General features: G+C 71.5%; 13 protein-coding genes, 5 tRNA genes and 1 pseudogene. 16 read left to right on the plus strand and 3 right to left on the minus strand.

What is annotated here, in order from left to right; all coding sequences use genetic code 11:
- Nucleotides 1-537: 537 nt before the first annotated feature.
- From KCH_RS24355 to KCH_RS24390, 8 genes are all read left to right on the plus strand, one after another.
- Nucleotides 538-738, plus strand: a complete 201-nt coding sequence (locus KCH_RS24355) for a hypothetical protein (RefSeq protein ID WP_035866436.1) — start codon at nucleotides 538-540, stop codon at nucleotides 736-738.
- Nucleotides 739-841: 103 nt separating this feature from the next.
- Nucleotides 842-1,639 (plus strand): fumarylacetoacetate hydrolase family protein, encoded by a 798-nt coding sequence (locus KCH_RS24360; RefSeq protein ID WP_035866440.1) that lies wholly within the window; start codon nucleotides 842-844, stop codon nucleotides 1,637-1,639.
- Nucleotides 1,636-3,153 (plus strand): glutamate--tRNA ligase, encoded by a 1,518-nt coding sequence (gene gltX / locus KCH_RS24365; protein ID WP_035866443.1) that lies wholly within the window; start codon nucleotides 1,636-1,638, stop codon nucleotides 3,151-3,153. Before KCH_RS24360 ends, gltX begins: the two co-directional genes overlap by 4 nt.
- Nucleotides 3,154-3,350: 197 nt before the next feature.
- Nucleotides 3,351-3,422, plus strand: a tRNA-Gln gene (locus KCH_RS24370).
- A gap of 22 nt (nucleotides 3,423-3,444) precedes the next feature.
- Nucleotides 3,445-3,517 (plus strand) — tRNA-Glu (locus tag KCH_RS24375).
- A 35-nt stretch (nucleotides 3,518-3,552) separates the two neighbouring features.
- Nucleotides 3,553-3,625 (plus strand) — tRNA-Glu (locus tag KCH_RS24380).
- 15 nt (nucleotides 3,626-3,640) lie between these two features.
- Nucleotides 3,641-3,713: transfer RNA gene (locus KCH_RS24385), tRNA-Glu, on the plus strand.
- Nucleotides 3,714-3,717: 4 nt separating this feature from the next.
- Nucleotides 3,718-3,792 (plus strand) — tRNA-Gln (locus KCH_RS24390).
- A gap of 168 nt (nucleotides 3,793-3,960) precedes the next feature.
- Here the strand turns inward: KCH_RS24390 and KCH_RS24395 are convergent.
- Nucleotides 3,961-4,674 (minus strand): IclR family transcriptional regulator, encoded by a 714-nt coding sequence (locus KCH_RS24395; RefSeq protein WP_035866446.1) that lies wholly within the window; start codon nucleotides 4,672-4,674, stop codon nucleotides 3,961-3,963.
- A 233-nt stretch (nucleotides 4,675-4,907) separates the two neighbouring features.
- Between KCH_RS24395 and leuC the strand changes: the two genes are divergently transcribed.
- From leuC to KCH_RS24415, 4 genes are all read left to right on the plus strand, one after another.
- Complete coding sequence (gene leuC / locus KCH_RS24400; RefSeq protein ID WP_035866449.1) at nucleotides 4,908-6,332, plus strand: 3-isopropylmalate dehydratase large subunit; 1,425 nt, start codon at nucleotides 4,908-4,910, stop codon at nucleotides 6,330-6,332.
- Nucleotides 6,333-6,335: 3 nt separating this feature from the next.
- Complete coding sequence (gene leuD / locus KCH_RS24405; RefSeq protein ID WP_035866453.1) at nucleotides 6,336-6,932, plus strand: 3-isopropylmalate dehydratase small subunit; 597 nt, start codon at nucleotides 6,336-6,338, stop codon at nucleotides 6,930-6,932.
- Between the two features lie 134 nt (nucleotides 6,933-7,066).
- A complete protein-coding gene (locus KCH_RS24410; RefSeq protein ID WP_425268812.1) occupies nucleotides 7,067-7,357 on the plus strand; it encodes an SCO5555 family protein in 291 nt (96 codons plus the stop codon).
- A 133-nt stretch (nucleotides 7,358-7,490) separates the two neighbouring features.
- Entirely contained in the window at nucleotides 7,491-8,132 is a 642-nt protein-coding gene (locus KCH_RS24415) for an HU family DNA-binding protein (RefSeq protein WP_035866456.1), read from the plus strand.
- Nucleotides 8,133-8,394: 262 nt separating this feature from the next.
- On the opposite strand, the gene KCH_RS24420 is transcribed toward KCH_RS24415, so the two are convergent.
- Nucleotides 8,395-9,135, minus strand: a complete 741-nt coding sequence (locus tag KCH_RS24420; protein ID WP_035866459.1) for a GntR family transcriptional regulator — start codon at nucleotides 9,133-9,135, stop codon at nucleotides 8,395-8,397.
- Between the two features lie 140 nt (nucleotides 9,136-9,275).
- Here KCH_RS24420 and KCH_RS24425 point away from each other — a divergent pair, with 140 nt between their 5' ends.
- Complete coding sequence (locus KCH_RS24425; RefSeq protein WP_035866463.1) at nucleotides 9,276-9,521, plus strand: hypothetical protein; 246 nt, start codon at nucleotides 9,276-9,278, stop codon at nucleotides 9,519-9,521.
- Nucleotides 9,518-9,904: a hypothetical protein gene (locus tag KCH_RS24430; protein ID WP_035866466.1), complete on the plus strand. Its 387-nt coding sequence runs from the start codon at nucleotides 9,518-9,520 to the stop codon at nucleotides 9,902-9,904. Before KCH_RS24425 ends, KCH_RS24430 begins: the two co-directional genes overlap by 4 nt.
- 362 nt (nucleotides 9,905-10,266) lie before the next feature.
- Here the strand turns inward: KCH_RS24430 and cofC are convergent.
- Nucleotides 10,267-10,857 (minus strand): annotated as a pseudogene (gene cofC / locus KCH_RS38700) (2-phospho-L-lactate guanylyltransferase); the annotation flags it as partial.
- Between the two features lie 405 nt (nucleotides 10,858-11,262).
- On the opposite strand from cofC, the gene KCH_RS24440 reads away from it, so the two are divergent.
- Together KCH_RS24440 and KCH_RS24445 are read left to right on the plus strand one after the other, a co-directional pair.
- Nucleotides 11,263-12,000, plus strand: coding sequence for a lysophospholipid acyltransferase family protein (locus tag KCH_RS24440; protein ID WP_051654031.1), 738 nt, complete (start codon nucleotides 11,263-11,265; stop codon nucleotides 11,998-12,000).
- Nucleotides 11,997-12,998, plus strand: a complete 1,002-nt coding sequence (locus KCH_RS24445; protein WP_035866469.1) for an NAD(P)H-dependent glycerol-3-phosphate dehydrogenase — start codon at nucleotides 11,997-11,999, stop codon at nucleotides 12,996-12,998. Before KCH_RS24440 ends, KCH_RS24445 begins: the two co-directional genes overlap by 4 nt.
- The last annotated feature ends 1 nt before the right edge of the window (nucleotide 12,999 follow it).

Here is a 12,999-nt window from a genome sequence, read left to right on the forward strand (position 1 = left end):
GGGCGCCGGCTACGGGCTCCCGCGACTCCGGGTCACCCGCGGCGCCGCTGCCCCTCTTGAAACGTCCCTGCACTGGCGTCGCAACCTCTGGACCGGGCGCCCGTCCCCGCCGGGCGGAGAGTAGGGCGGTGTCGAGTTTTTCCGTGGCATTCCAGCACAGCGGGGGAAGTCCAACAAGGCCCGTTACGACACGGTGTCCTGGGCTACCCACCGCGCGCGGCGACTCACGTTCCGTGTCGCTTCCGGCCCGGAATACGGCTCTTTTCGGACACTCGTCCTAGTCATGTCAACAAAGAGGAAGATCAGTTTGTGCGGCGAATGTCCGGGATATCCGTAATGACAGATTTTGCCATTGGTCCGGAATCGCCACTTCCGCGCCGTTTGGGACCGGAATTGTGAGCAAACTCACAGCTCAATGTGTAGCTTTGGTCACGGCCGCTGTGGAATGGGCTCCCTAACCTGGCAGGGTTGACCGGAGCCTGCCCAGCGGCGGGCCCGCGCAAAAGTCCGTTCGAGCGAAACAAGGTGCTGACGCAAATGTCCGAGACGACCAAGGCCACCCGTTCCACGGCCAACCCGCGCCGCACCACGCTGGCCTCCGTCGCGGACTTCGCCGAGCTGCCCGGCTTCGGCGACCGCACCCCCCGCGCCTATGCCGCCGAGCTGCCCGCCGCCACCGCCAACCCGCGCCGCACCGTCCTGATGACGGCCCCGGCGACCCGCCTGCCGCAGGACTGAACCCCGCGCCGATAACCTGGTGGCACAGCCGGGCCCGGTACTGCGGGCTCGGCAACCGCCCGGGAGCGTCCGGGCGGCCGACGAACCGAGAGGTTGCAGGGCTGTGCGTATCGCCAGGTTCTCCGTACGTGAAGGGAGCCCCGCGGCGGGCTCGGTCTCCTTCGGAATCATCGAGGGGGACGCCGCACAACCCGAATCGCTGGTGGTGCACACCCTCGCCGGACACCCCTTCGGCACCCCCCAGCCGACCGGTGAGACCCACCGCCTGCAGGACGTCCGCCTGCTGGCCCCGATGCTGCCCAGCAAGATCGTGGCGGTCGGCCGCAACTACGCCGCGCACGCCGCCGAGCTCGGCAACGACGTCCCGGCCGTGCCGCTGACGTTCTTCAAGCCCTCCACCGCCGTCATCGGCCCCACCGAGTCCATCGCGTACCCGCCGTTCTCCGAGGACGTCCAGTACGAGGCCGAACTCGCCGTGGTGATCGGCCGGATGTGCCGCGAGGTGCCGCTCGACCGCGTCCCCGAAGTGATCTTCGGCTACACCTGCGCCAACGACGTGACCGCCCGCGACGTGCAGCAGCGCGAGGGCCAGTGGGCCCGCGCCAAGGGCTTCGACACCTCCTGCCCGCTCGGCCCGTGGATCGAGACCGACCTCGACCCCGCCGACCTGGCCGTCACCTGCACCGTCAACGGCGAGACCCGGCAGTCCGGCCGCACCTCCCAGATGGTCCGCTCGGTCGCCGAACTGGTCGCGCACATCTCCGAGGCGATGACCCTGCTCCCGGGCGACGTCATCCTCACCGGCACCCCCGCGGGTGTCGGCCCCCTGAACATCGGCGACGAGGTCGCCGTCTCCGTCGAAGGCATCGGCACCCTCGCCAACAAGGTCGTCAAGCGATGAAGGATGCAGTAACCGTGGCTGACAAGAACCCCGACGTCCGGGTCCGCTTCTGCCCCTCCCCGACCGGGAACCCGCACGTCGGCCTGGTCCGCACGGCCCTCTTCAACTGGGCCTACGCCCGCCACAACGGCGGCACCCTGGTGTTCCGGATCGAGGACACCGACGCCGCCCGCGACTCCGAGGAGTCGTACAACCAGCTGCTCGACGCGATGCGCTGGCTCGGCTTCGACTGGGACGAGGGCCCCGAGGTCGGCGGCCCGCACGCCCCCTACCGCCAGTCGCAGCGGATGGACATCTACGCGGACGTCGCCAAGCGCCTGCAGGAGGCCGGCCACGCCTACCCCTGCTACTGCACCACCGAGGAGCTCGACGCCCGCCGCGAGGCCGCCCGCGCCGCCGGCAAGCCCTCCGGCTATGACGGCCACTGCCGCGAACTGACGGCCGACCAGGTCGCCGTGTACGAGCAGGAGGGCCGCAAGCCGATCCTGCGCTTCCGGATGCCCGACACCACGCTCGCCTTCGACGACCTGGTCCGCGGCCCGATCTCCTTCGACCCGAAGGACGTCCCCGACTACGGCATCGTCCGGGCCAACGGCGCCCCGCTGTACACCCTGGTCAACCCGGTCGACGACGCCCTGATGGAGATCACCCACGTGCTCCGCGGCGAGGACCTGCTGTCCTCGACGCCCCGTCAGATCGCCCTCTACGCCGCCCTCGCGGACATCGGCGTCGGCAACGGCACCACCCCGCGCTTCGGCCACCTCCCGTACGTCATGGGCGAGGGCAACAAGAAGCTCTCCAAGCGCGACCCGCAGGCCTCGCTCAACCTGTACCGCGAGCGCGGCTTCCTGCCCGAGGGCCTGCTCAACTACCTGGCCCTGCTGGGCTGGTCGCTCGCCGACGACCGCGACATCTTCGACATCGACGAGATGGTCGCCGCCTTCGACATCGACGACGTCAACGGCAACCCGGCCCGCTTCGACCTGAAGAAGGCCGAGCACCTGAACGCCGAGCACGTCCGCCGCCTCGCCCCCGAGGAGTTCGTCAAGCGCCTGGTGCCGTACCTGCAGGCCGCCGAGCTGCTCCCGGCCGAGCCGACCGAGGGGCAGCTCGACCTGCTCGCCAAGGTCGCCCCGCTCACCCAGGAGCGGATGGTCGTCCTCTCCGAGATCGTCACCATGGCCGGCTTCCTGTTCGTCGCCCCCGCCGACTTCGCCGTCGACCCGGAGGACGCCGCCAAGGTGCTCACCGCGGACGCCCGCCCGGTGATCGAAGCCTCCGTCAAGGCGCTCACCGAGCTGGCGGACTTCACCCCCGAGCCGATCCAGGCCGCGCTCCGCGAGGCCCTGGTCGAGGGCCTGGGCATCAAGCCCAAGTTCGCGTTCACCCCGCTCCGCGTCGCGGTGACCGGCCGCCGGGTCTCGCCGCCGCTGTTCGAGTCCATGGAGCTGCTGGGCCGCGAGGAGACGCTGCGCCGCCTGCTCGCCGCCCTGGAGCTGCTCCCGGCCTCCTGAGCCCCCCGCGGCCCGTCGGGGCCGCGTCCGACCCCCTCGCGGGCCAGGTCCCTGACCTGGCCCGCAGGTGTCCGGGGCACTGCCTGCGGTTATCGATTTTGGAGCCGGGCGGGGCGTCGGGTAATGTTCTTTCTGCGCCGCCCGGGCAGGGAGGCGCAAGACACCGAGGAAGACCCCCAAGGGGGGTTGAACTCTGGTGGGGTATGGTGTAATTGGCAGCACGACTGATTCTGGTTCAGTTAGTCTAGGTTCGAGTCCTGGTACCCCAGCGCAGCACGCAAGTGATGCAAAGCCCCCGTTGTGTAGCGGCCTAGCACGCCGCCCTCTCAAGGCGGTAGCGCCGGTTCGAATCCGGTCGGGGGTACGCAATTCTTGACAATTGCAGAATGAATGAGACAAGCCCCCGTTGTGTAGCGGCCTAGCACGCCGCCCTCTCAAGGCGGTAGCGCCGGTTCGAATCCGGTCGGGGGTACTCATTCAAGCTAGGGCCCCCGTTGTGTAGCGGCCTAGCACGCCGCCCTCTCAAGGCGGTAGCGCCGGTTCGAATCCGGTCGGGGGTACTTATGGGGTATGGTGTAATTGGCAGCACGAGTGATTCTGGTTCATTTAGTCTAGGTTCGAGTCCTGGTACCCCAGCCAAAACGCTCAGAGAAACGAGCTCCGGGAAACCGGGGCTCTTTTTGCTTTTCCGGCCCGGTGTCCGCCGCTGCTCAACCGCCCTGCGCACCACGGCACTTGGGTCCGCCCCCGGACGCGCGTGCGCCCCGGCCGGGCGGCCGGGGGCGGGTGCTGGACGTGCGGGGGGAGTCAGCTGCGGCGCAGGGCCTCGGTGAGGCGGTTCGCGGCCTCGATGATGGCCTGCGCGTGCAGGCGGCCCGGGTGCCGGGTGAGGCGCTCGATCGGGCCGGAGACGGAGACGGCGGCGACGACGCGGTTGGACGGGCCGCGGACCGGGGCGGAGACCGAGGCCACGCCGGGCTCGCGCTCGCCGATGGACTGGGCCCAGCCGCGGCGGCGCACGCCGCTGAGCGCGGTGGCGGTGAACCGGGCGCCCTGGAGGCCGCGGTGCAGGCGCTCCGGCTCCTCCCAGGCGAGCAGGACCTGCGCGGCCGAGCCGGCCTTCATCGGCAGCGTGGAGCCGACCGGCACGGTGTCCCGCAGGCCGGAGAGGCGCTCGGCGGCGGCCACGCAGATCCGCATCTCGCCCTGGCGGCGGTACAGCTGGGCGCTCTCGCCCGTCACGTCGCGCAGGTGCGTGAGCACCGGCCCGGCGGCGGCGAGCAGCCGGTCCTCGCCCGCGGCGGCGGAGAGTTCGGCGAGCCGGGGGCCGAGGATGAACCGGCCCTGCATGTCCCTGGTGACCAGGCGGTGGTGTTCGAGTGCGACGGCGAGTCGGTGGGCGGTGGGCCGGGCCAGACCGGTGGCGGCGACCAGCCCCGCCAGCGTGGCGGGGCCCGACTCCAGTGCGCTCAGCACCAGAGCGGCCTTGTCGAGAACGCCGACGCCGCTAGTGTTGTCCATGTCTCGATACTGCAGTCTCAATCAGCGAGACGCAAGTTCAATCTTCCGAGAAAAGCGCCACTCTTGGTGTCAGCAGCCCGGGAGAACACCAGGGCGGAGCCCCACCACGGTGTCCGCATGCTGGACAGTCCGGCGGGCAGGTCGCGATGCCGAGCGAGCCTCACAGGGCGGCACGGGACAAGACCTCGACGATCACGAGAAGGCCGGCAGAGCGGCCGGCTGGAGGGAATCCGATGGGACGGACACTCGCAGAGAAGGTCTGGGACGACCACGTCGTCCGGCGCGCCGAGGGCGAGCCCGACCTGCTCTACATCGACCTGCACCTGCTGCACGAGGTGACCAGCCCGCAGGCCTTCGACGGTCTCCGGCTCTCCGGCCGGAAGGTGCGCCGCACCGACCTGACGATCGCCACCGAGGACCACAACACCCCCACCCTCGACATCGACAAGCCGATCGCCGACCCGGTCTCCCGGGTCCAGCTGGAGACGCTGCGCAAGAACGCCGAGGAGTTCGGCGTGCGCATCCACTCGCTGGGCGACGTCGAGCAGGGCGTCGTGCACGTGGTCGGCCCGCAGCTGGGCCTGACCCAGCCGGGCATGACCGTGGTGTGCGGCGACTCCCACACCTCCACCCACGGCGCCTTCGGCGCACTGGCGTTCGGCATCGGCACCAGCCAGGTCGAGCACGTGCTGGCCACCCAGACGCTGCCGCTGGCCCCGTTCCGGACGATGGCGATCACCGTCGAGGGCGAACTGCCCGAGGGCGTCACCGCCAAGGACCTGATCCTGGCCGTGATCACGAAGATCGGCACCGGCGGCGGCCAGGGCTACGTCCTGGAGTACCGCGGCTCGGCGATCCGCAGCCTCTCCATGGAGGCCCGGATGACGATCTGCAACATGTCCATCGAGGCGGGCGCCCGGGCCGGCATGATCGCCCCGGACCGCACCACCTTCGACTACCTGCAGGGCCGCCCGCACGCCCCGCAGGGCGAGGACTGGGACGCCGCGGTCGCCTACTGGGAGACCCTGGCCACCGACGAGGACGCGGTGTTCGACGCCGAGGTCTTCATCGACGCCGCCGAGCTGACCCCGTTCGTCACCTGGGGCACCAACCCCGGTCAGGGCGCGCCGCTGGGCGCCAACGTGCCGGACCCGGCCGACTTCGAGGACCCGCAGGAGCGGGTCGCCGCCGAGAACGCCCTGAAGTACATGGGCCTGGAGGCCGGCACCCCGCTGCGCGAGGTCCAGGTCGACGCGGTCTTCGTGGGCTCCTGCACCAACGGCCGGATCGAGGACCTGCGCGCCGCCGCTGCCGTCCTGGAGGGTCGTCAGATCGCGGACAGTGTAAGGATGCTGGTCGTCCCGGGCTCGGTCCGGGTCGCCCTGCAGGCCGTCGAGGAGGGCCTCGACAAGGTGTTCACCGCCGCGGGCGCCGAGTGGCGGCACGCCGGCTGCTCGATGTGCCTGGGCATGAACCCCGACCAGCTGGCCCCGGGCGAGCGCTGCGCGTCCACCTCGAACCGCAACTTCGAGGGCCGGCAGGGCAAGGGCGGCCGCACCCACCTGGTGTCCCCCCAGGTCGCCGCCGCCACCGCGCTGCTGGGCCGCCTGGCCGCGCCGTCCGACCTGTCCGACCGCGTCGTTCCCGTGGAGGCCTGAGCCATGGAGAAGTTCACCACCCACACCGGCCGCGCCGTCCCGCTGCGCCGCTCCAACGTGGACACCGACCAGATCATCCCGGCGCACTGGCTGAAGAAGGTCACCCGGTCCGGCTTCGAGGACGGCCTGTTCGAGGCCTGGCGCAAGGACGAGGCGTTCGTCCTCAACCGCCCCGAGCGGAAGGGCGCCACCGTCCTGGTGGCCGGCCCCGAGTTCGGCACCGGCTCGTCCCGCGAGCACGCCGTCTGGGCGCTGCAGAACTACGGCTTCCAGGCCGTCATCTCCTCCCGGTTCGCCGACATCTTCCGCGGGAACTCGCTGAAGAACGGCCTGCTGACGGTGGTTCTGCCGCAGGAGACCGTGGACCGGCTCTGGGAGTTGACGGAGGCCGACCCGACCGCGGAGATCACCGTCGACCTGGAGGCCCGCGAGGTCCGTGCCGAGGGCGTCACCGCGCCGTTCGAGCTGGACGACAACGTGCGCTGGCGGCTGCTCAACGGTCTGGACGACATCAGCATCACGCTGCAGAACGAGGCGGATGTCGCGGCGTTCGAGGCGAAGCGCCCGTCCTTCAAGCCGCGTACCCTCCCGGCCGCCTGACTCTCCGCTTTCTGACGGACCGACAACAAGACCCGCCCCCCTCCGGGGCGGGTCTTCGTTGTTCGCAGGGGAGTTCGTCACCCGTGAATAGACCCTGGTGCAGCGCAACTGCGTACAGATGGCACAATCGTTGCATGCACCACAGCCCCGAACCGCCGTACCCGGGTGGCGAACCCGCGTCTGCGGAGGGTCGAGGCGGTGCTGCCGACTCGGAAGTCACCCTGCTCTACGCACTGGTGGCCGAGCGGTTGAAGCAAGCCCACGCCCGCGTTCACGCGCTGAACGTGTCGACGGACGCAAAGACCGCTCTCACCCGACAACTGCTGATCGTCACGGAGACCGCCAAGCGTGATCTCCCGGAGGCGGCACGGCGGTTGAGTCGCTTTGTGCAGGACCTCGACGAGGGGCGGATGCCTCCCCGGTGAGGACCTCCATGCGCAAATCCATTGCGACACTAGGGTGATTCACGCGTTTGGTAATTGAAAGTCCGCAGATACATACCTAACGTGCGAAAAGAACGGATGGAATCATCCGGCGCCCGTTTCCGAAGGGGAAGACGTGAACAAGGCTCAGCTTGTCGAAGCGGTGGCCGAGCAGCTGGGCGGTCGCAAGGCTGCCGCAGAGGCCGTCGACGCAGTGCTCGACACCATGGTGCGTGCCGTCGTGGCGGGTGACCGGGTGTCGGTCACCGGCTTCGGCACCTTCGAGAAGGTGGAGCGCTCGGCGCGCTTCGCCCGCAACCCGCAGACCGGCGAGCGGGTCAAGGTCAAGAAGACCGCCGTGCCGCGGTTCCGCCCCGGCCAGGGCTTCAAGGACCTCGTCTCCGGCAGCAAGAAGCTCCCGAAGGACGGCCCGTCCGTCAAGAAGGCGCCGAAGGGCTCGCTGACCCCGGGCAAGTCCGGTGTGGCCGCCACCCCGGCCGCCAAGCGTGCCGCGACCAAGCGCGCCGCCGCTGCCGCCGCCCCGGCGACCAAGAAGACCGCCGCCAAGAAGACCGCGACCACCGCGGCCAAGAAGGCCACCGCGGTCAAGAAGACGGCCACCGCCGCCACCAAGAAGGCCACCACCGCCAAGACCACCGCGGCGAAGAAGACCACCACCGCGGCCGCCGCCAAGAAGGCCGCCGCCGCCAAGAAGACCGCTCCGGCGAAGAAGACCACTGCGCGCAAGACCACCGCGCGCAAGTCCACCGCCAAGTAGTCTCACCGAGCCCGGTGCCGGACAGCCGGCGCCGGGGCGGCCAGGCCGCGACGGCCCCACGCCAGGGAACCCGGAACCCCCGGAGGCCCGCCACCGGGGCCGTCGCGGCCTTTTCGCGCCCGGTCGGCCTGCCCTCCCGGCCGAACGCCGGGCCGGTCGGACGCCGGGCCGGGCGGTGCCAGGGGCGCCGTGGGAGCCCGCGGGGCGCCGGCCGAGGGGCCGCCGGCGGGCCGCGGGCGGGAATTGTGCGGGGCGGACGGAATTACTCCGGCTGTTCCACCGGCAGCTCGTAGATGATCTCCCAGCGGGAATCCGGAATCACCAGATCGGCGGTCTCCACCGCCCGGCCGGTGTCGTCCAGATACGTCCGCTCGACCAGCAGCACCGGATCGCCGGTGGTGATGCCCAGCAGGTTCGCCTGCTCCGCCGTCGCCCGGCCGGGACGCGGCCGCTCCTCGGCGCGCACCACCCGGACCCCGATCGAGGCCATCCGGGCCACCACGCCGCGACCGCGCAGCGGCCCCAACTCCGGTAGCAGCACGGCGGTTCCGTCGGTGACCGCCATCGGCTCCCAGGACTCGGCGAGTTGGACCGGCTGGTTGTCCAGCATGAACTCGTAGCGGGTGTGCACCGTCAACTCGCCCGGCTCGATGCCCAGTCGGCGCGCCACCCCGGCCGGCGCGGCCACCCGCGCCGCGGTGTGGGACTCCCAACTCCCGTCCGGCACCGCGGAGACGGGGAACGAGCCGACCGAACGGGACCGGCGCATCGGGCGGCGCTCCACCGGCTCGCGCAGGTAGGTGCCGGAACCGGCCCGGCCCTCCAACAGGCCTTCCCTGATGAGGACTTCCTGCGCCCGCTGGAGCACGTTCGCCCCCACGCCGTAGCTCGCGGCCAACTGCGCACGGGACGGCAGCCGCTCACCGATCGCCCACTCACCGTCCGCCACCCGGCGGCGCAGATGGTCCGCGATGCGGAGGTACGGCGGGTCCTGTGAGGGCATCTGGCATCTCCCGGCGGAAGGCGAGACCTGCCGATTGCGGCAGGACGGGTGATTCAGCTTGACAATCTAATGCATCAGGTGGAATCTAATGGCTTAGATTCACTTTAAGTGATCGGCTGACTGCGGCGGAGAGGCGTGGCGTGCGAACCACCAGGGTGTTCGACCTTGCAGCCAGGCTCGCCGCCGCCACCGGAGCCGAAGCCCGCATCCGCCGCCTCCCCGGCGGCGGCTACCGGGTGGAGGCGACCCTCCCCGGAGATCCGGACGCCAGGGACCACCTCGTGCTCCTCGACGTCCTCTCCGAAGCCGATCGCTACGGACACCGCCAGACCGCCCGGTCCCACACCATCTGGGCCGAACTCGACCCACCACAGGAGCCGCCGTGAAGGGCAGCCAGTCCGGATACGCCGTCAGCATCGAAGGCATCACGGAGACAACCTCGTTCGCCTCACTCGCCGACGCGATCGCCTCGCTCTGGGCCACCCTCCGGACGCTCCCGCTCGGCTGGACGCAGTACGAGGCCTACCGCTACTTCTTCGGCCCCGGCGCCACCGAGCGCACCGAGGCGTTCCTCGCCCGCGACGGCCAACTGCTCCTGAGCTTCATCCTGCTCGGCCACACCCGCGTCATCCAGGTCCGCCCCACCGCCACCGGCCCCCTCCAACCCACCCCGAAGCGCCTGGAGTTGCTGCACACCCCGGCCGTCGCCGCGCTCTGCCTCCACGAGCCCGCCGGCGAGGACCCGTTCCTGGGCCGCCTCAGCGCATGACGGCGTGAGCCGCGTGGGCAGTGATCACCAGCGCAGAGTCCTGTAGCCATCGGCCCCGCGGCCGGTGGTCCACACGCGTTCCCGCGCCCGGAGCGCGCCCGAGGGCTGACGGGACGTCAGTTGCCTTCGGGGTCCGGGAAGGTGGGGAGGGTGAGGAAGGTGACGCGGCGGGCGGGGCCCTCGCCGGTGGTGCGGATGCGCAGTCGCTGGCCGGGGCGGAGCAGGCGGAGGCCGCCGGCGTCGAAGGCGGGGGCGTCGAAGGGGAGGGGCGTCCCGTCGTCGAGCAGGACCGAGCCGGAGCGGGTCGTGGGATCGAAGGTGAACGCGGTGGCCTGCATGGGAAGCAGCATAGAGCTTTCGAGCAGGGCGCCGGTGGCCGGGCCGAGGCCGAGCGCGTGGGCGGCGGCCAGGTCCGCGGGGGTGTCGACGTCGCGGCGGACGGACGGCACGTCGGGGAGCCGGAGTTCGGTGGCGCCGCCGGCCGCGTGGCGGTCCCGGGAGCCGGGCCCGAAGGCGGGCCGGAGCGGGGTGCGGGGCGGTCCGGCCAGCAGGACGGTGCCGGTGCCGGGCGCGTCGGCGAGGAAGGCCCGCCCGTCGGGGGGCACCGCGGCCAGGACGCGGGCGAGTTCGGCGGGCCGCAGCGCCGGCAGGTCCGCGGAGAGGGTGGCGACGGGGGAGTGCGGGTGCAGCCGGTGCGCGGTGCTACTGCCGTGCGAGAGCGCGGGGTTGAGGCCGTCGCCGGGTTCGTCGTCGAGGACGGTCGCCCCCAGCGCGCGCAGCGCACTCGCGGCGCGCGCGTCCCGTCCGACCACCAGGACCCGTCCGACCGCGGGGCAGGCGAGCGCGGCGGCGACGGTGTCGAGCGCGAAGGCGAGGGCGAGCCGGGGCCGCAGCGGCCCGAGCGCCGCCAGCCGGCTCTTCGCCTCGGCGAGCGGCTTGATGGGGACGACCAGGGTCCAGCGGGCCCGGGCCGCCGCGCCGCCGGCCCGCCGGTCCGACCCGCGGTCCGGGCCCGCCCCGGGGCGGACGGGCGGACGGTGGCGGGGCGTACGGTGTCCTCTGTCATCGGCGTCATTGTGACGTCGGCCGGGGATGCCTGGCCAGCGGTTCCGGGGGTCCGGGGCGGCCGGCGGGGCCCTGGCCGGCCGGTGGCGGTGGTGGCTGCTCGACACGGACTCGGCTCGCGGGTGAGACTGGTCGGCGCCTCGGAGCCGCTGCCCGGCCCCTGGCGTGGGAGAGAGACCAGCGGCACCGCCCCGGGCGGGACGCCGCGCGAATGAGGAGGAGCTGGGGTGGCCCGCCGCTCTAACGCCAGGTTCGGAAACGCCGACTACGGGATCTGGTACCGCCTGGCGGCGATGCTCGTGAAGCCGGTGACCAACGCCCTGGCGACGACGGACTGGCGGGGCTGGGAGCATCTGCCCGAGAAGGGCGGCTTCATCGCCGCGGTCAACCACAACTCGGTGATCGACCCGGTGTTCTACGGGCACTGGCAGTACAACTCGGGCCGCCCGCCGCGGATACTCGGCAAGTCCTCGCTGTTCTCGGTGCCGTTCATCGGCTTCATGCTGCGCAAGACCGGCCAGATCCCGGTGTTCCGGGACTCCACCGACGCCGCGGACGCGTTCCGCGCGGCGATCGACGCCGTCAACGCCGGCCAGTGCGTGCAGTTCTACCCGGAGGGCACGCTCACCCGTGACCCGGACATGTGGCCGATGACCGGCAAGAGCGGCGCCGCCCGGGTCGCGCTGATGACGGGCGCGCCGGTGATCCCGGTCGCGCACTGGGGCGCGCAGGAGATCATCCCCCCGTACGGCAACGGCGGTAAGGGCAAGTACCACCTGTTCCCGCGGCACCGGGTGACGGTCGCGGCCGGCCCGGCGGTCGACCTGAGCAAGTACCAGGGCCAGGAGATCACCGCCCAGGTGCTGCGCGACGCCACCGACGACATCATGGCGGCGATCACCGCCGTGCTGGAGGAGATCCGCGGCGAGAAGGCGCCCGCCGAGCGCTACGACATGCGCAAGGCCGCCAGGGAGCGGGCCACCGCCGCCGAGGCCAAGCGCGAGCGCGCCGCCAAGGAGGGCGACCGATGACCCGCTGCGCGGTGATGGGGACGGGCTCCTGGGGCACCGCTTTCGCAATGATCCTGGCCGACGCCGGCTGCGAGGTGACCCTGTGGGGCCGCCGGCAGGACCTCGCCGACGCCATCAACGAGGAGCACGTCAACCGGGACTACCTGCCCGGCCTGACGCTGCCCCGGTCGATCCGGGCGACCACCGACCCGGCCGCCGCGCTGGCCGGTGCGGACTTCGCGGTGCTCTCGGTGCCCTCCCAGACGCTGCGCGACAACCTCGCGCACTGGGCGCCGCTGCTGGCCCCGGACACGGTGCTGGTCAGCCTGATGAAGGGCATCGAACTCGGCACCGCGAAGCGGATGAGCGAGGTGATCGAGGAGGTTGCGCAGGTCGGCCCGGAGCGCGTCGTGGTGGTGTCCGGCCCCAACCTGGCCGGCGAGATCGCCAACCGGCAGCCCGCCGCCACGGTCGTCGCCTGCACCGACGAGGAGGTCGCCAAGCGCTTCCAGAAGGCCTGTCACACCCCGTACTTCCGCCCGTACACCAACACCGACGTGGTGGGCTGCGAGCTCGGCGGCGCGGTGAAGAACGTGATCGGCCTGGCGGTCGGCATGGCCAACGGCATGGGCCTGGGCGACAACACCAAGGCGACGCTGATCACCCGCGGCCTGGCCGAGACCACCCGCCTCGGCCTGCGGCTGGGCGCCGACGCGCACACCTTCGCGGGCTTGGCCGGCATGGGCGACCTGGTGGCGACCTGCTCCTCGCCGCTGTCCCGGAACAACACCTTCGGCACCAACCTGGGCCGCGGCATGACGCTCGCCGAGACCATCGCTGCGACCAGCCAGACCGCGGAGGGCGTGAAGTCCTGCGAGTCGGTGCTCGACCTGGCGCGGCGCAACGGGGTGGACATGCCGATCGTCGAGGCCGTGGTCGACGTGGTCCACAAGGGCCGGCCGACGCAGGAAGTGCTCGAAGGACTCATGGCGCGCTCGGCCAAGCCTGAACGCCGGTGAC

This window comes from Kitasatospora cheerisanensis KCTC 2395 (genome assembly GCF_000696185.1).
GTDB lineage: Bacteria > Actinomycetota > Actinomycetes > Streptomycetales > Streptomycetaceae > Kitasatospora > Kitasatospora cheerisanensis.

Coding starts and splice junctions, on each gene's coding strand:
- KCH_RS24355 (WP_035866436.1), top strand. CDS start 538: ATGTCCGAGACGACCAAGGCCACCCGTTCCACGGCCAACCCGCGCCGC.
- KCH_RS24395 (WP_035866446.1), bottom strand. CDS start 4,674: ATGGACAACACTAGCGGCGTCGGCGTTCTCGACAAGGCCGCTCTGGTG.
- leuC (WP_035866449.1), top strand. CDS start 4,908: ATGGGACGGACACTCGCAGAGAAGGTCTGGGACGACCACGTCGTCCGG.
- leuD (WP_035866453.1), top strand. CDS start 6,336: ATGGAGAAGTTCACCACCCACACCGGCCGCGCCGTCCCGCTGCGCCGC.
- KCH_RS24420 (WP_035866459.1), bottom strand. CDS start 9,135: ATGCCCTCACAGGACCCGCCGTACCTCCGCATCGCGGACCATCTGCGC.
- gltX (WP_035866443.1), top strand. CDS start 1,636: ATGAAGGATGCAGTAACCGTGGCTGACAAGAACCCCGACGTCCGGGTC.
- KCH_RS24445 (WP_035866469.1), top strand. CDS start 11,997: ATGACCCGCTGCGCGGTGATGGGGACGGGCTCCTGGGGCACCGCTTTC.
- KCH_RS24440 (WP_051654031.1), top strand. CDS start 11,263: ATGCTCGTGAAGCCGGTGACCAACGCCCTGGCGACGACGGACTGGCGG.
- KCH_RS24410 (WP_425268812.1), top strand. CDS start 7,067: ATGCACCACAGCCCCGAACCGCCGTACCCGGGTGGCGAACCCGCGTCT.